Here is a 16,895-nt window from a genome sequence, read left to right as displayed (position 1 = left end):
AATAACAGATGTATCATTAGATGCCAATATAATGAGTAAAAGTAATTTAACATCCAATACTGGTCACCGCTTTATTTCTAAAGGCAAGACCGCTTACAAAATCCATATCCATACACCGGACGATACCATATTGCATCGTTCAGTGGGCTTCATACGGATTGGAGAAAAAAAGCACTAGAAAAAGCGCTACAAAAGAGAAACGAGCTGGGTAAAGAAATGTGGGGAAGTTTTGGAATCGACTATTAAAAGACCCTTACTTAATGACTCGTCTCCCTCACGATCTAGAACCAAAAATCATCTACAAATCGAAAGACCCTGAAACAAGTCAAGGCTATTATATTGCCAAGTGGCGCGAATACTTAGGTGATGGAAAGTTCAATTATCGTAGTACCGTCTGCTCTATTGATAAGCACGGAAAACTCGCGGCCTATTCCAAAGCCAAACGGGCATTACTAGAAGCACACAAAGAGAATATTGATCTCCTGTTGTTTATGGGAAGATTAAACAGTATCGACCTGAAATAGTTTGGTTTCACTCAATACAAAAACAAACAAAACACCCTTTCGTCTCATATAAAAACACCTCACATTTGTGAGGTGTTTTTACTTATGACATTCAGCCTATCTAATACCAATCAAAAAAGTAACGCATCAGCAATGTGGGTGCCTGCGGAGCTACTTTCATATTGACCATAAACTGACTCATTTTGGTATTATTTATTGCGCGTTCGCTTCACGTTGGGCAATAAACGCTAACGCCATATTGATACGAGCCGTTACACGTTCCTTACCAATAAGCTGCATAACCACATCAACTGAAGGTGATTGACCTCCACCAGTTACCGCTACACGAAGAGGCATACCAATTTTACCCATGCCGATTTCTAGCTCTGCACATACTTGTTCAATAACACCGTGCAAATTTTCTGTCGACCAATCTTCAAGGGCTTCTATTTTGCTTAGCGCCAACTCTAAAGGTCCTTTAGCAACACCACGAAGGTGTTTTTTCGCTGCGCCAGCATCAAATTCTTGAAAATCTTCATAGAAATAGCGAGATTGGCTAGCAAGCTCAACTAACGTGTTGCAACGCTCACCAACCAACGTGATCACTTCTTCAATAGCTGGGCCATTTTCTTTATTGATGCCTTGGCTATTTAAATGCCACTGTAAATGCTCTGCCACATATGCAGGATCTGAAGACTTAATATAATGGTTATTTAACCAGTTTAATTTGTCAGTATTAAAGGCAGAAGCCGATTTACTGATTGCATCAAGGCTAAATAATTCAATCATCTCTTCTTGAGAGAAAATCTCTTGATCACCATGAGACCAGCCTAACCGAACAAGATAGTTATTCAATGCATTAGGTAAGTAACCTTCATCGCGATACTGCATTACGCTCACTGCGCCATGACGCTTAGATAATTTCGCACCATCGTCACCCAGAATCATTGCACAATGTGCAAAAGTCGGAATAGGAGCACCTAACGCTTCGTAAATATTAATTTGACGCGGAGTATTATTAATATGGTCTTCACCACGAACAACGTGTGTAATTCCCATATCCCAGTCATCAACGACGACACAAAAATTATACGTTGGGGAACCATCAGTACGACGAATAATTAAATCATCTAGCTGCTCGTTGCCAATCTCAATTCGGCCACGGATTTGATCATCAAAGACAACGCTACCAGTTTTCGGATTACGAAAACGAATGACACATGGGCCACCATCTTTAGCAGCTGCATTAACGGCAACAATTTTAGGATGATTGGCATCGTAGCGTGCCATCTCTTTATTTTCTTCCTGCTCCGCACGAATCTCATCTAACAATTCTTTCGATGCGTAACATTTGTATGCTTTATCTTCAGCAAGTAATTGATCAACCATTTCATTGTAACGGTCAAAACGCTTGGTTTGATAATAAGGGCCTTCATTCCATTCCAATCCCATCCACTTCATACCTTCAAGAATGGCATCAACCGCTTCTTGAGTAGAACGTTCTATATCAGTATCTTCAATGCGCAGAACAAATTCACCACCTTGGCTTTTAGCAAATAACCAAGAGTAAAGTGCTGTACGTGCACCACCAACATGAAGATAGCCTGTAGGGCTAGGAGCAAAACGAGTTTTAACCGTCATTAGTAATACCTTAGAAAATTAAAGGTGCAGCCAAAATGCTGCGTAGATAATTACCCAAAATAGTTGGTATTGCAGCTAGGCGACAAGCGAGCGCCATCAACAACGATGCAACTTCAAGTATGACGGGTAAAGACAAAAGTGGCGGTATTTTAGCACCGTGTGGCTATTCATCTCAATAATTCGTTTTGTCTACACGGCAGTTTAGCAAGGAAAGTGTTGACGTTACCTTAGGGTAAAGGTTTATCTTTAAGGCAACAGTTTGGATTTGGAAAGAATTATGACTCAGTTTACTATTCCTCTTAGCGGTTTAGGTTGCGGAAAATGCGTTAAAAAAGTCACCGATAGTCTGACACATTTGTCAGATACCGACATTTTGTCTATTGATAAAACATCGGTGTCCGTTAAGACCTCTAGGCCGTTACTAGATATCGTCACTGAGATAGAAAAAAATAAGTATCAAGCTGGCAACCAGATAGCTTTAAATCTATCTGGATTAAGTTGCGGAAAATGTGTCGGAAAAGTTCGTGAAAGCCTAGCGACAAATTCACAGATAGCCCGGTTTGAAGTATCAAAAGAATCGCTCGCTCTGCTTACCACTTTAGATCAAGATGCCATTATTGAGATAGTCGAAAGCCTAGGCTTTAATGCAACACCAAAAATCGACGAGCACAATATTCTAGAACTAGAAAAACCAACAGCCATAGGACCCGTTATAGCTAACGATATAGAAGTAACCAAAAAATCCAGTCAAGACAATAGGACGCAACCAGACAAAATACCTGCATCTTCACAATCCAATACCCTCAATCTTGTTTTGCAAGGAATGACCTGTGCAAGTTGCGTCGCTTCAGTAGAAAAAGCCTGTCTAGCCGTTGATGGCGTCCAAAAAGCGCAAATTAACCTCGCAGAACAAAGTGCCATTGTACTAACAAAAATGGTATCAACAGAGGTTGATGATACGATTCGCAGTTCATTATTAAAGTCCATCAAAGACGCTGGATATAGTGCCTCTATTATTGAAGACGAGGCCAGTCAACAAGCAGAACTCCAAGCTGCATACCTTAACGCTCAAACACACCACAAAAAAAGTGCCATTATCGCTCTGGCCGTTGGTGCTCCATTAATGTTATGGGGGCTATTGGGTGGCAATATGATGATACGAAACGCCACGGACCAAACGGCTTGGGGGATAATTGGCCTTATCTGTCTACTCTTGTTGGCAACAGCTGGTCGAAATTTCTATATCAATGCATGGCAATCGCTAATCCATAAACGAGCGACCATGGATACCTTAGTTGCTCTTGGAACGGGAGCCGCATGGTTTTACTCGATTCTTGTTGTTATTGCCCCTACATGGTTCCCTGCCGCGTCGAGACACGTTTACTTTGAAGCTAGTGCTATGATTATTGGTCTAATTTCACTTGGTCATTATATCGAAGCAAAAGCAAAACTACGCACCACAGAATCCTTACAATCTTTAATTGGACTTCAGGTAAAAACCGCCACCGTTCGACAGGAAGGTGAGGACATCCAGATGCCCATTGAGTCAATCAAACAAGGCATGCGACTTCTCATTAAACCAGGAGAAAGAATACCCGTAGATGGTAACGTGGTTGAAGGCGAATCATACGTTGATGAAGCGATGCTAACTGGCGAACCCATTCCCAAGCTAAAAGTTATCGGAGACAGCGTCTCTGCAGGTACCATAAACAATGATGGGAGCTTATCTATTCAAGCAACAGGCATTGGAAACCAAACTATGCTCGCTCGAATCATTCAGCTGGTTCGTCAAGCACAAAGCAGTAAACCAGCGTTAGCCAAACTTGCTGACTCGATTTCAGCCGTATTTGTGCCTGTTGTCGTATGTATTGCGATTCTTGCTGCTCTTGTTTGGTGGTGGGTCGGCCCAGACCCTAAAGCCAGTTATATGATGATCGTTTCTACCACTGTTTTGATCATTGCTTGTCCTTGTGCCCTTGGACTCGCTACCCCTCTATCAATTACTGTTGGTGTTGGTAAAGCCGCTGAGTTAGGCATATTAATAAGAGATGCCGATGTGCTACAAAACGCCAGTAAGGTTGATACCGTTGTCTTTGATAAAACTGGCACTCTCACACTAGGTAAGCCCTCTATTCAACGATTTGAAATCCTTAACAACATGGCTGAAGCATCTCTTTTACAATCTATTTATGCACTCGAAAGTCACTCTGAACACCCATTAGCTGGAGCCGTGTGTCAATTTGCTAAAGAGAAAAACACCGCATTAGTTGCTGCAACCGATATACAAAACTACCGCGGAAAAGGGCTAACCGGAAAAGTAGCGGGCTCCGCTGTTTCCGTAGGTTCGGTTAATTTTATCCGTTCACTAGGCACTAAAATTGATGAACAGCTCATCACCCCTTACCTATCCAAAGCCTGGACGATTATAGCCATCAGCATCGACCAACAGCTTGCAGGATTAATGGCGGTTTCTGACCCACTTAAAAAGGATTCACTTGAGGCCATCTCGCTTCTAAAATCGAACAAAATTAATGTAGTACTTTTGAGTGGTGACAACCAAGTAGTTGCTGAAAAAATCGCAAAAGAAATCGGTATCAAACAGGTAATTGCAAATGTTCTCCCAGATGAAAAAGCACAACACATTCAAAAGCTACAGTTATCAGGAAAGATCGTGGCAATGGTCGGTGACGGAATAAATGATGCCCCAGCTCTAGCCCAAGCAGATATTGGTATAGCCATGGGCAGCGGATCGGATGTGGCAATAGAAAGCGCTCAAATGACGTTATTAAATTCTTCACCTATTGCCGTCAACAGCGCAATTGAATTATCCAAAGCAACAGTGAAAAATATGAAACAGAACCTGTTTGGTGCCTTTATCTATAACTCAATTGGAATACCCGTTGCCGCTGGAGTTCTGTATCCTATATCTGGATTTCTACTAAGCCCGGTATTTGCAGGGGCAGCAATGGCTTTATCTTCAATTACCGTCGTAAGTAATGCCAATAGATTAAGGCTTTTCAAGGTAAAGTAGCCCTACTACAAACGAGACACTAAATGAGTACTGTAATTAAAACCTCGCTGACACTTCTTTCTCTACTGCTGAGCTATTCAGTAGCGGCAGAGCCACTCTATTTTAAAGCAATCAAGGGTGATAAAGAGTTAATGATACTTGGATCGATACATATGGGTAATGAGCAGATGTATCCTCTACCTAACGCTATCACCACATTCTTACAAAATAGTGACGCGGTTATTACCGAGATAAAGCTGTCCGATGAAACGCCTTCGCTTAACATTGATGCAAAATCAACTAACGAAGTTCTTAACGATGAGCAAAAAAAGCAGCTTGAAGAAATTAACCGCCAATTAGGCTTTGGTCCGAAAGCTTTTCTGGCAACGCCTGCCTGGCAAACCGCACTTACCTTACAAATCTCGCAGTTTAGTAAAATGGGATTCAGTCAACAGTTAGGGATAGACACCTACATTACAGAACAAGCGACAAACCTAAACAAAACAATATTGGGTTTAGAGTCTATTGAGTTCCAATTGGGACTTTTTACCAACGATCCAGAAGTAAGCCAGTTATTGTTAACCGATACGATTGAAAACTGGCAAGAGAATGTAAAAGTCAGTGAATGCTTGGTACAAAGTTGGCAAGCAGGTAATAAACAACAGCTTGCAGAATTGGCATTGCAAAGTGCTATCGGAGAAGAGCTCGGTGATCAATTTATTTACCAACGAAATCGTGACTGGGCCGACAAGCTCAACACAAGTTCGTTTATTGCCGATGGCCGCTATTTGGTGGTTGTGGGCGCCCTACACCTAGTCGGAGAAGAAAACCTAGTCGAGCTCTTATCAGAAAAAGGATTTACGGTTTCACAACTGTCGACAGAAAGTAATATCAATTGTTTTTAAGCCCATTAAACTACTGTCCTCTTTAACGAAACGTCCATACACTAGCGCTCAAGGGCAACAATATTAGAAAATTGGTCGGATGCAGCGGATTCGAACCGCTGACCCCTACTCCCCCAGAGTAGTGCGCTACCAAGCTGCGCTAGCATCCGATATAGGTTGAGATTATAAACTGACATTCTATGTCTGTCTTCTTCTTTGCCTACAAAATATTGACAACCATATGTAAAACGCTTTGTTTTAAAACGATATTACTCAAGGCACTAGAAGGTAATAATCCCCGCTATAAGAAGTAATGCCGGTCATGTAAGAGGACTAGAACGCTCTTATAGGTAATTCATAAGCGGTCTCAACATTTATCTGAGACCGCTTCCCAAATCTGAGTTTTATCGTGAATACAAGCTACCGCTTAACTGAACTATCCAGAATCATGGCGTGGAGCAGGACCAAATACTCATTGGCTAACCCCGATAAAAAGCAAAATCAGGTACGAAGTTGTAGAAGAGTTCTCTGAGTACGATAAGCTTATTAAGATGCCTGTATCTCCTGATGCGCAGAGAAAAAGCCCTCATCTACGGGATAGTTGGCAAGCTCGGTTGGTGCTAATTCCAGAGCATTAAGGGGAGGTTAAAGGATTTATTACTTCATTAGAATGCCCGATAACTTACCCATGGGCAGCAAATAAATTGTATACGCTTGGTCATTGGAACGGTGTCGAAACTATAGATGACCTATACCAACGAGGCTTGCATGCCTTTCGAGGAGCTTTTTTTACAATTGACCGCTTGGCAGTTGAATGGGTTAATCAACTGCAGTGAAGTGCCTAAAAATACGTTAAATAGCGTCTTTTTAAACGGTTAGATTAATTTGAATTAAACGAGCTTGTTTCTGACCGTTTTTGATCAACTGCATGATTAAGCGAAAGTAAAGCGTTGGTAACTAAACAGTTTGATACTTCTTTTATTGGTCGTCCTCTATCTGAGTTATAGTTTTCACCAAATGTCGAAAATCCAAATGTTATGCCAACCTTCTTGTCACCAATAATCAGTTTACTTTCTAACTGATTGCGTAATCTTTGTATCGGAATTGTCGTTGATTTGTTGTCACAGTTGTATAGTAAAACGGCAAATTTATCTTCTTCAAAGTAAGCTAAGGTATCACTATCTCTTAAAACTGACTTAATAAGATCCGCACTCTCTTTTAAAAGATTTTTCGTATCAGACAAACTGTATTCATCAACGATGTTATCATAGTCAATGTTAACTATTAATAAAGACACAGGCATGTGTTGTCGCCTTGCAATACAAAGTAGAGATGCCATAACCTGAATAAAGAGTGCTTTGTTATAAAGTCCCGTTAATGGGTCATATGCGCTTGGAATATCAGAGGAACTCTGTGACATAGATAATGTTTCATTAGTTGATAACATGCTAGTTCTCCGTAACGTTATACTTACAATAATTTTAGCCAATGCAACTCATTATTCAAATGACATTAATACCCCATTCGTTATTAGTAATGTTGAGTAATGGGTTCTTATATTCTTACTCTCCAAACACTCATATTGGATCGGTTATTAGTATAACTAGGGTGCTTGTATAGGCATATTATTTCTCCAATTACTGTGATTTCGATACCTTTTCGACACAAAGTGTATATGAGATCACTAACAACTGAACAAAACTACTAACAGGGACAGGCGCGATTATAAGTGCATGACACTCGCAACGTGCGTAAACGAATAAACGCAAAAAGCCCCGTCATAAGACGAGGCTTTTTTAAGATGGTCGGTGAAGAGGGATTCGAACCCCCGACCCTCTGGTCCCAAACCAGATGCGCTACCAAGCTGCGCTATTCACCGAAAATGTTTTGCTGTATGGATGCTGACCCTCTGGTCCGCTATTCCAAAACCCGAAATTCGCGACTAAACTACGCTATTTTCGAGTATCGTTTCGATTGCTTTTAACCGAGAACGGAAGCGTATATTACTCATTATTTTTTAAGACGCAAGCCATTTCGCACACTTTTTCACAGACTCAGTTCAACTGCTTACTTTAGCAACACCGTTAACTAAAATGTGACTAAAAACACAACAACAAAAACAACTCATTAACTAAATATCCACAATTGATCTAGATCAGGGCTTAACATTCACACAACCTATAACTTAACACTGTCATTGCTATTTTGTAGGAACGAACATGGATTTTTGGCTCGATCTCCTTTTTGGAAACGCGGTAGGACTATCTTCTATGATAGTGATATTCGTGACACTTAGTATCATGCTATTTTTCGGTGGCTATTTCATTTACAAAATAGTGAGCGACAAATCTCCTCACTAGATCGCTTAGCAATTTAAACTATTGCTCCGGGGTGAATACAATATTTACTCCGGTTTTTCTTTGCCTGTCGTTTTGTTCACGATGAATAGTTGATGACCTTCCATTTCCAACTGGTATACTCAATCCATTAGTATTAGCCAGAGTGAGATGCAATTATGTCTCAGGAAGATGACCTAGACCTATTCCAACAAATGATGGACGGTGTAAAACCTCTCGCACAAGATACCGCCGAATTAAAAAAAGACCACCATGTTTCTGATGCTCAATTAGCGCGTCGAGAAGCAGCAATGAGCCTAACTGAAGACCAGCCTGAATACCTTTCTCTTGATCACGCCCCAATGATAAAACCAAACGACATTATTGAGTTCAAGCGAAGCGGAGTTCAAGACGGTGTTTATCGAAAATTGAGACTTGGTAAATACCCCATTCAGGCTCGCTTAGACCTTCATAAGAGAACACTTCAACAAGCCCGAGATGAAATTGTGAAGTTTCTTCGACAGTGTTTACGTATGGATATTCGAAGTGTCGTTATTATTCATGGTAAAGGTGAACGCTCAAACCCACCAGCCATGATGAAAAGTTACACTGCAAGTTGGTTAGCACAAATCTCTGATGTTTTGGCTGTACATAGTGCGCAAACATTTCACGGTGGCACCGGCGCGGTATATGTCATGCTCAAGAAAAGCGCCGAGAAAAAACTCGAAAATAGAGAAAGGCATCAAAAACGTCTAGGTTAAATACAGATTAATGCTAAAATAGACCAATACACAGCAACGATATTATCGTTGCTGTTTTCATCGTTGTGAAACAGAGAAAACCATGTCAAAAAATACAACTCAAGATCCACAGGGCAAACGCTTAAACAAATTCATTAGCGAAACTGGTTTTTGCTCTCGTCGAGAAGCAGACAGACTTATCGATAGTGGCAGAGTAACCATTAACGGTATTATTCCTGAGATGGGCACTAAGGTATTGCTTGATGACGTTGTACTTGTTGATGACAAACCCCTCAAGCAAAAGCAGAAAGCCGTTTATATTGCACTGAATAAGCCTACAGGTATCACTTGTACTACCGAAAGAGATATCCCCGGAAATATTGTTGATTTTATCGGATTAAAGCAACGTATATTCCCAATTGGTCGTTTAGATAAACCTTCTGATGGCCTCATATTTCTGACCAACGATGGTGATATCGTCAACAAGATTTTACGAGCAGGAAATAACCACGAGAAAGAATACGTGGTACGCGTAGATAAACCGATCACCAAAGCATTTATTGAAAAAATGTCATCCGGCGTAGAGATCCTCGACACGATAACCCTACCTTGCAAGGTCACAGAAGAGACAAAGTATTCGTTCCGAATCGTACTGACTCAAGGGTTAAACCGACAGATCCGTCGTATGTGCGAGGCTTTAGGTTATGAAGTATTTAAATTACGCAGAGTTCGTATTATGAATATCACCATCGATGGAATTCCAAACGGAAAATGGCGTTACTTAACCGACGCTGAAGTTACTGAAATTCTAGAAATGAGCGGTGATTCAAGTAATACAGAAGAAGCATCAAAAGTAAATTCGGATGGGAAAAAGATCCGTCGTGCTACCGATGCAAAGCTATTTGATAGCCGAGAAGAGAATCAGCCTTCACGAGCAAGAAGAAATCAAAAACCAAGAACCTATTCAGGTAATAATGCTGACGAGTTTCGCCATTCCCCAAGAAAAAGAAATTCTATTTCACACTCAAACTCAAATAATCGAAGTGAAAACAAACCCGTTGAACGAGTAAAAGGCACACTTACTTTAAAGAAGTAATTCTGCATTAGGACCATTGCCAACTCATGTTGGTAATGGTCTGCAACATGACTACGCGGTCAATTCAGCCAACACGCCATCGGTTAGCTCTAACAAATGTTGTGGCGAAATCTCAATGTCTAAACCTCGTTTTCCTGCAGATACGTAGACAGATTCTTGTTTCTGAGCACTTATATCTATACAAGTAGGCAATATTTTCTTCTGGCCTAACGGACTAATTCCCCCTACTACATAGCCTGATGTTTTCTGTGCGATATTAGCATCGGCCATCTCTGCCTTTTTGGCCTTCATTACTTTGGCTGCATGTTTAAGGTTAAGTTTGCACTCTACTGGAATAATGGCAACTGCAAGATTCCTTGGCTCTCCATTGATACAAAACATCAAGGTTTTAAATACTTTATTGGGGTCTAGCCCAAGTACTTCAGCCGCTTCTAAGCCATAGCTTTCATGCTTTGGGTCATGCTTATACTGATGTAAGGTATGCGGTATTTTTTCTTTTTTAGAAGATTGATAGCTGGTGTCATGGCTTACTCAAGGAATTTTAATAAACAAAAGGCGATGCAGTAGCATCGCCTTTATCTTCAACTTTCCTTAAAGAATCGTCAAGCTGAAACCTTACTTGTAAACCATCTCACCTTTAGGCTCGAATTTGCTTACGTCTAGCGGCGTATTTGCTTCTAGGTAGGCTTTTAGTACTTCTGCGTCAACAAAACCAGTGTTTACATGGCCAGCATGACCAGTTAGCTTAGGATAGCCGTCACCACCTGCAGCATTGAAGCTTGGCACAGTGAAGCGGTATGTTTTGTTCATATCAAGTGGCATTCCGCCAACTTTAACATCACTCACTTTTCCATTTTCTACTGTCATTGAAATACCAGCGAATTGAGCATAAGCACCAGAATCAACGGGTTTCGTCGCAACAACGTTTAGGTAATCTAATACTTCACTACCTTTCATGTCGTTGTACGTAATTACGTTTGCAAATGGCTGAACGGTCAATACATCTTTGTAAGTAATATCGCCAGCTTCAATAGAAGCACGCACGCCACCAGAGTTCATGACACCAAAGTCAGCTTTCGCACGCTCCATATGAGCAGTTGCAATTAAGCGACCTAGGTTTGTCTGTTGGAAACGAACAATATTTCGCTCACCGATCAGATTTGCGTTGGACTCGGCTACTTTAACTGTTAGCTGCTCTTGACCTTTATCTTGATATGGCTGTAAGAAAGCGACCATTTCTGGATCTTGAGCGATCTCGTCCTGAATAAATACGCGAGTGCTCTTACCATCAACCTTGATTTTTTTCTTAAGGTTTACTGGGACTAGGTTATAGCTTACTAACTCTAACTCACCATTTTGGAATTCGAAATCAGCGCGGCCTACATACTTACCCCACTCGTGAGCCTGAACAATCCAAGCACCATTTTGGTTGTCTGGTTTACATTCAGCACCAGGCTTGAACGATTTGTTCATCACGTTAGGGCCTTCCATACAGACTGGCTCTTGCGAGTGACCACCAACGATCATATCTAATGAACCTTCGTCTAAGTAACGAGCTAGCGCGACATCACCCGGAGCATTCACACCACGATTACCATTTTCATAGTGACCCATATGCGTTACAGCAAAAATGAGGTCAGGTTTTTCGCTTTCTTCGATTTCAGCAATGAGTTTCTTCGCTTCTTCTTTCGGATCACGGAACTCTAATCCAGAAATAAATTCTGGGTTACCAATTTTCATTGTATCTTCAGTGGTTAAACCAATAACAGCAATCTTAATGCCTTGCTTGTCAAACATTTGATAAGCCTGGTATTTACGCTCACCTGTCTCTTTGTCGTAGATGTTTGCAGACAACATTGGGAAGCCACCCCACGCAATTTGCTGATCAAGAACAGAAAGCGCATTATCGAATTCATGGTTACCTAATGCCATTGCATCATAACCAAGTTTATTCATGCCTTTGAAATCTGGTTCAGCATCTTGAAGATCTGACTCTGGAACACCAGTGTTGATATCACCACCAGAAAGAAGCAGCACACTGCCACCTTCTGCTGCTACTTCAGCACGTAGCTCGTCGATCAGTGTTTTACGTGCTGCCATACCGTATTCGCCATATTTATTTGACCAGAAACGGCCATGGTGATCATTGGTATGCAAAACAGTTAGTTTATAAGTTTGGTCTTCTTCCCATGCTGGCCCCGTAGCGCAACCTGCCAACGTTGCTAGTATTGCTGCACCCAGCACAGATTTAAGTATTAAGCGTTCCTTCATCTTTAGTACCTTTCTTTTAATTTGAATTATCCACTGCCTTGAAGCTTTCGAATCATGACTTTTCAAGTAAAAACTTGAAGAAGTTTAGATTATTCGAAGAGAGCATTGATTACAATTTCATAAATATGAAATATAGATCACCTTTATATTACAGTTTTATTTGCACGAAAGTGATTTATTACACATAAAACCAAAAGTCGTCACAAGCAATCGGTTACCTATGATATCGATCTTAAATCAAGATTAGCAAACCTGTGAGTATGTAAATGCAATAATATTTATAAAAACACAAAAAAACCGCCAAATGAGGCGGTTCAATTGATTCGTTCTTGTACTTTACTTAATGTCTATATGGTCGAAACTTTTTATCATGTCATCTAGAGACTTCATCTGAGCGAGGAAGGGTTCTAATTTGTCCAATGGAAGCGCAGATGGACCATCACATTTCGCTTTATCAGGATCTGGATGAGCTTCGATAAATAAACCTGCAATTCCAGTAGCTAAGCCCGCTTTGGCTAGTTCTACCGTTTGTTCGCGACGTCCACCAGAAGCCGCACCAGATGGATCACGCATTTGTAATGAGTGAGTCACATCGAAAATAATTGGACTTCCGTTAGATACTTTCTTCATCACGCCAAAACCAAGCATATCAACAACTAAGTTGTCATATCCCATACAAGAACCACGCTCACAAAGGATGATTTTTTCATTCCCACACTCTGCAAATTTATCAACAATATTCCCCACTTGATCAGGGCTCATAAATTGAGGTTTTTTCACATTGATCACAGCACCCGTTTTTGCCATCGCTTCAACAAGATCTGTCTGACGAGCGAGGAATGCTGGTAGCTGAATAACATCAACAACGTCTGCAACGATTTGGGCTTGTGCTTCAGTATGTATATCAGTAATAATTTTCACGCCAAAGGTATCTTTGAGTTCTTGAAAAATCTTCATACCTTCTTCTAGGCCAGGACCGCGATAAGAATGTACCGAGCTGCGATTCGCCTTATCAAAAGAAGCCTTAAAAACGTATGGTATACCAAGCTTTTCTGTCACAGTGACATAGTGTTCACAGATTTTCATAGCGAGATCACGAGATTCAAGAACATTCATTCCCGCAAACAGAGTAAACGGCTTATCATTTGCTACTGGAATGTCACCAACATGAACAATTTTTTGTTCCATTTTCATCTCTCTATTTTTAATTAACTAGTGGATAGTAATAACATTTGAGTCCAATGCCCTTAGCTGACTTTTCAGCAACTCAGCAGCGGGGTCTTCCGGACATTGGTCAATAAAAAATTGATAATCAGACTTTGCTATCTGATGACAGTCGAGTTGCTGATAAATAAATCCTCGGTCTCTGATTTCATAAGGATCATCTGGAACAAAAGTTAACGCTAAATCAGTACATCTAAGTGCCAAAGTATAACGTTCTTCTCTTAATAGCGCGCTTTTTGTCACTGCCAACCAACGGCCAATAATCGTTGGGTGATCAGCGGTTTTGAGATGCTCTGGCTTCAACTTAGCCAAAGGACCTTCCTGCCCTATAAGCCACGCTGTCAGAATCTTTTTAGCAACATACTCTCCATTGTACGGGTTAATATATTGCACTTTTTCATCAGGCCATGCCAATTTCACCAAGAACTGAGTTGGAAAGGTAATTCCTTCAACCGGAAAGCCTAACTTACCAGCAAAATAAAGAAACAGAGCGCCAAGACTCACTGGGATACCTTTCCTGCGCTTTAATACTGTATCGATAAATACATTCTCAGATGAGAAATAAGCTTCACTATCGCCTTTAAACCCTAGATCATAATAAAAGTAGCGCACAAACGAATCAAATTTCTGTTTTTCATCGCTCTCATTTACCAATGCTAGTTCTATCTCACTCAATAGATTAGCTAACTCGGCTTTTACCCAAACTACGTCTGTATCGGAATTAATCGCATGATTGAGCGCTAAAGCCCCTTCAACAATGTCCATTCCATCTAAATCTTCATCGAATAATGTAAACACAACTTACCCCATTAATGCCGGTACTTTGGTTATCGCTATTTTACCTGCCATCAAAAGCCAGCCTAATGCGCCAAAAAAAGCAAAGGTTCTTAGTAGGCGATTCTTAGCCACATGAAGCGTAAAGAAACCCAATGCGAAATACGCTAATATACAGGTCACTTTTTCTGTAAACCACTCATTACCCGGTGAAAAAGGAATGAACCCTAAACTGAATATCAACCCAATACCAGAAAGCAATAAAACCGTATCAACAACATGCGGTGAAATTTTTAAGAACTTCTTCTCTATCATTGGAGAGTTTGCCATCATTAACGCATAACGAATAGATAATAAAATCGCGCTTATTGCGATAGATAGCATGTGGATGTTTTTTAAAGCAAAATACACTATGATTTCTCTTTATATTTATCAAATTGAACCGTATCGACCGTAGGTAACTCTGTCATTACCTGCATAATCTTGCTCAGTCGACACGTCGGTATACCCCAAAGATATCATTAACTCTCGTACATCATGAGCCTGTTCAAAACCGTGCTCAAACAGTAGCCAACCATTATCTTCTAAATGAACTAATGCCTTAGTCGCTATAATACGTATATCGGAAAAGCCTTTTTCTTCGGCAACCAATGCACTCATTGGTTCAAATCTTACATCACCAGAAACAAGGTGAGGATCATCTTTTTCGATATAAGGTGGATTGGAAACAATCAAAGCAAATTTTGTTCCACTGTCACTACACTTGTTTTCTAATGGCTCAAACCAACTACCTTGTAAGAACTCAACATTATCTATTGCCAGTTTCTTAGCGTTTTTCTCAGCCAACTCTTTTGCCTCAACACGGATATCGACCCCAGTTACTGTGTGCTGAGGGTATTCAAAGGCAATCGCAAGAGCAATAGCGCCTGTTCCTGTTCCTAGATCCAATATTTGGCACGGCTTATTAGACACTTTACTTAATGCTACTTCGACCAGACGTTCCGTATCTGGTCGAGGAATAAGAGTTGAAGGTGAAACCATCAAAGGTAGAGACCAAAACTCACGTTCACCTGTAATATAAGCAATAGGCTCGCCTACGAGACGTCTTTTCAAAAACAGATCAAACTGTTTTTGCATCTCAGCGGTCAGTTGCTTCTCTGGCCACGTTAAGAGATAACTGCGCGGTTTATCCAGAACATGGCAAAGTAATACCGCCGCATCTAAAGAAGGCGACTCACTTCCGCTTTCTGCAAGCTTAATGATTGCCGCCTTTAGTATTGCCTCAATAGACAAATTGCTCTTCATAGACAAGGTAAACCCTGGATTAATTTTGTTCTGCAAGAGCAGCTAATTGGTCTGCTTGGTACTCTTGAATTACTGGATCAACAAGGCTTTGTAGATCACCTTCCATTACTTCCGATAAACGGTATAACGTCAGGTTAATTCGGTGATCAGATACACGACCTTGAGGGTAATTATAGGTGCGAATTCGATCACTTCTATCGCCAGATCCTAGTAGGTTACGGCGAGTATCTGAAACTTCTTCAGCACGTCTTGCTTGCTCAGCTTGAATAATTCGTGCCGCTAAAACTGCCATAGCCTTAGCCTTGTTTTTATGCTGAGAACGCTCATCTTGACATTCGACAACTGTACCCGTTGGTAAGTGTGTAATTCGAATTGCAGAATCAGTTGTATTGACGTGCTGACCACCAGCACCGGATGAACGGAAAGTATCTATTTTCAGATCTGCCGATTTGATTTCAGGAAGGTCCGCTTCAGGAATTTCAGCCATTACCGCTACTGTACATGCGGACGTGTGTACACGGCCTTGCGATTCTGTAGCTGGCACTCGCTGTACTCGATGACCACCAGATTCAAACTTAAGCACACCAAAAGCACCTTCACCACTGACTTTAGCGATCATCTCTTTATAACCACCTTGCTCAGATTCATTCGAGCTCATCACCTCAATACGCCATCCCTTTTTCTCTGTGAAACGGCTATACATACGGAAAAGGTCACCTGCAAAAATGCCAGCTTCATCACCACCAGCGCCAGCGCGGATTTCTAAAAAGCAACCGCGCTCATCATTTGGATCTTTTGGTATCAATAAAATCTGTAGGTCATCAGCCAATTTTTCGATTGCTGCTTTAGACTCTTTAATCTCTTCTTGCGCCATCTCGCGCATTTCTGCGTCATCTTCCATCGCCATTTCTTCAGCAGCGACAAGATCTTCTTGGGCTTGTTGATACGCTTGGAAACACTTAGTGACCTCTTCTAATTGAGAATACTCTTTAGAGAGTGCGCGAAATTTATTTTGGTCACCAAGAACGTCAGGATCACCAAGTAAGTGCTGAACCTCTTCATAACGTTCTACTAGAGTTTCAAGCTTAGTCAAAATGGATTGTTTCATAAT

Annotated in this window: 13 protein-coding genes, 2 tRNA genes and 2 pseudogenes; 6 read left to right on the top strand and 11 right to left on the bottom strand. The window is 41.0% G+C overall.

What is annotated here, in order from left to right; all coding sequences use genetic code 11:
- Positions 1 to 31: 31 nt before the first annotated feature.
- Positions 32 to 524: pseudogene (locus PGX00_RS06080) on the top strand (Fe3+-citrate ABC transporter substrate-binding protein).
- Between the two features lie 192 nt (positions 525 to 716).
- Here PGX00_RS06080 and gltX read toward each other — a convergent pair.
- Positions 717 to 2,144: a glutamate--tRNA ligase gene (gltX, locus tag PGX00_RS06075; protein WP_272133703.1), complete on the bottom strand. Its 1,428-nt coding sequence runs from the start codon at positions 2,142 to 2,144 to the stop codon at positions 717 to 719.
- A 277-nt stretch (positions 2,145 to 2,421) separates the two neighbouring features.
- Here gltX and PGX00_RS06070 point away from each other — a divergent pair, with 277 nt between their 5' ends.
- Positions 2,422 to 5,175, top strand: a complete 2,754-nt coding sequence (locus PGX00_RS06070) for a heavy metal translocating P-type ATPase (protein WP_272133702.1) — start codon at positions 2,422 to 2,424, stop codon at positions 5,173 to 5,175.
- A gap of 23 nt (positions 5,176 to 5,198) precedes the next feature.
- Complete coding sequence (locus PGX00_RS06065; RefSeq protein WP_272133701.1) at positions 5,199 to 6,059, top strand: TraB/GumN family protein; 861 nt, start codon at positions 5,199 to 5,201, stop codon at positions 6,057 to 6,059.
- Between the two features lie 72 nt (positions 6,060 to 6,131).
- On the opposite strand, the gene PGX00_RS06060 is transcribed toward PGX00_RS06065, so the two are convergent.
- The 3 genes from PGX00_RS06060 to PGX00_RS06050 form a co-directional block, all read right to left on the bottom strand.
- A tRNA-Pro gene (locus tag PGX00_RS06060) sits at positions 6,132 to 6,208 on the bottom strand.
- 710 nt (positions 6,209 to 6,918) lie between these two features.
- Positions 6,919 to 7,485 carry a GGDEF domain-containing protein gene (locus PGX00_RS06055; RefSeq protein ID WP_272133700.1) on the bottom strand — a complete coding sequence of 189 codons (567 nt, stop codon included), beginning with the start codon at positions 7,483 to 7,485 and terminating at the stop codon, positions 6,919 to 6,921.
- 355 nt (positions 7,486 to 7,840) lie between these two features.
- Positions 7,841 to 7,917: transfer RNA gene (locus tag PGX00_RS06050), tRNA-Pro, on the bottom strand.
- Positions 7,918 to 8,257: 340 nt separating this feature from the next.
- Here PGX00_RS06050 and PGX00_RS06045 point away from each other — a divergent pair.
- The 3 genes from PGX00_RS06045 to rluF all read left to right on the top strand — a co-directional run bounded on the left by PGX00_RS06045 (position 8,258) and on the right by rluF (position 10,210).
- Entirely contained in the window at positions 8,258 to 8,398 is a 141-nt protein-coding gene (locus PGX00_RS06045; protein ID WP_272133698.1) for a DUF3149 domain-containing protein, read from the top strand.
- 155 nt (positions 8,399 to 8,553) lie between these two features.
- On the top strand, positions 8,554 to 9,135 hold the full coding sequence (gene smrA / locus PGX00_RS06040) for a DNA endonuclease SmrA (RefSeq protein WP_272133697.1): 582 nt from the start codon (positions 8,554 to 8,556) through the stop codon (positions 9,133 to 9,135).
- Between the two features lie 82 nt (positions 9,136 to 9,217).
- A complete protein-coding gene (gene rluF / locus PGX00_RS06035) occupies positions 9,218 to 10,210 on the top strand; it encodes a 23S rRNA pseudouridine(2604) synthase RluF (protein WP_272133696.1) in 993 nt (330 codons plus the stop codon).
- Between the two features lie 51 nt (positions 10,211 to 10,261).
- Here rluF and ybaK read toward each other — a convergent pair.
- From ybaK to prfA, 7 genes and pseudogenes are all read right to left on the bottom strand, one after another.
- Positions 10,262 to 10,734, bottom strand: a pseudogene (gene ybaK / locus PGX00_RS06030) (Cys-tRNA(Pro) deacylase).
- A gap of 91 nt (positions 10,735 to 10,825) precedes the next feature.
- Positions 10,826 to 12,481 (bottom strand): bifunctional UDP-sugar hydrolase/5'-nucleotidase UshA, encoded by a 1,656-nt coding sequence (ushA, locus tag PGX00_RS06025; protein WP_272133694.1) that lies wholly within the window; start codon positions 12,479 to 12,481, stop codon positions 10,826 to 10,828.
- 336 nt (positions 12,482 to 12,817) lie between these two features.
- Positions 12,818 to 13,669: a 3-deoxy-8-phosphooctulonate synthase gene (gene kdsA, locus PGX00_RS06020; protein ID WP_272133692.1), complete on the bottom strand. Its 852-nt coding sequence runs from the start codon at positions 13,667 to 13,669 to the stop codon at positions 12,818 to 12,820.
- A gap of 24 nt (positions 13,670 to 13,693) precedes the next feature.
- Complete coding sequence (locus tag PGX00_RS06015) at positions 13,694 to 14,503, bottom strand: SirB1 family protein (protein WP_272133690.1); 810 nt, start codon at positions 14,501 to 14,503, stop codon at positions 13,694 to 13,696.
- A gap of 3 nt (positions 14,504 to 14,506) precedes the next feature.
- Positions 14,507 to 14,890, bottom strand: coding sequence for a SirB2 family protein (locus tag PGX00_RS06010; protein ID WP_272133688.1), 384 nt, complete (start codon positions 14,888 to 14,890; stop codon positions 14,507 to 14,509).
- Positions 14,891 to 14,911: 21 nt separating this feature from the next.
- Positions 14,912 to 15,784 carry a peptide chain release factor N(5)-glutamine methyltransferase gene (gene prmC, locus PGX00_RS06005; RefSeq protein WP_272133687.1) on the bottom strand — a complete coding sequence of 291 codons (873 nt, stop codon included), beginning with the start codon at positions 15,782 to 15,784 and terminating at the stop codon, positions 14,912 to 14,914.
- 19 nt (positions 15,785 to 15,803) lie between these two features.
- Positions 15,804 to 16,892, bottom strand: a complete 1,089-nt coding sequence (prfA, locus tag PGX00_RS06000) for a peptide chain release factor 1 (protein WP_272133686.1) — start codon at positions 16,890 to 16,892, stop codon at positions 15,804 to 15,806.
- Positions 16,893 to 16,895 lie beyond the last annotated feature (3 nt).

Source organism: Vibrio algarum, assembly GCF_028204155.1.
GTDB lineage: Bacteria > Pseudomonadota > Gammaproteobacteria > Enterobacterales > Vibrionaceae > Vibrio > Vibrio algarum.
This window is presented reverse-complemented; position numbering and strand designations above follow the sequence as displayed.

Excerpts from the sequence above, each read along its gene's own strand:
- PGX00_RS06055 (WP_272133700.1), bottom strand. The coding sequence starts at position 7,485 with ATGTTATCAACTAATGAAACATTATCTATGTCACAGAGTTCCTCTGAT.
- ushA (WP_272133694.1), bottom strand. The coding sequence starts at position 12,481 with ATGAAGGAACGCTTAATACTTAAATCTGTGCTGGGTGCAGCAATACTA.
- PGX00_RS06065 (WP_272133701.1), top strand. The coding sequence starts at position 5,199 with ATGAGTACTGTAATTAAAACCTCGCTGACACTTCTTTCTCTACTGCTG.
- PGX00_RS06045 (WP_272133698.1), top strand. The coding sequence starts at position 8,258 with ATGGATTTTTGGCTCGATCTCCTTTTTGGAAACGCGGTAGGACTATCT.
- prmC (WP_272133687.1), bottom strand. The coding sequence starts at position 15,784 with ATGAAGAGCAATTTGTCTATTGAGGCAATACTAAAGGCGGCAATCATT.
- kdsA (WP_272133692.1), bottom strand. The coding sequence starts at position 13,669 with ATGGAACAAAAAATTGTTCATGTTGGTGACATTCCAGTAGCAAATGAT.
- prfA (WP_272133686.1), bottom strand. The coding sequence starts at position 16,892 with ATGAAACAATCCATTTTGACTAAGCTTGAAACTCTAGTAGAACGTTAT.
- PGX00_RS06070 (WP_272133702.1), top strand. The coding sequence starts at position 2,422 with ATGACTCAGTTTACTATTCCTCTTAGCGGTTTAGGTTGCGGAAAATGC.
- gltX (WP_272133703.1), bottom strand. The coding sequence starts at position 2,144 with ATGACGGTTAAAACTCGTTTTGCTCCTAGCCCTACAGGCTATCTTCAT.
- smrA (WP_272133697.1), top strand. The coding sequence starts at position 8,554 with ATGTCTCAGGAAGATGACCTAGACCTATTCCAACAAATGATGGACGGT.
- rluF (WP_272133696.1), top strand. The coding sequence starts at position 9,218 with ATGTCAAAAAATACAACTCAAGATCCACAGGGCAAACGCTTAAACAAA.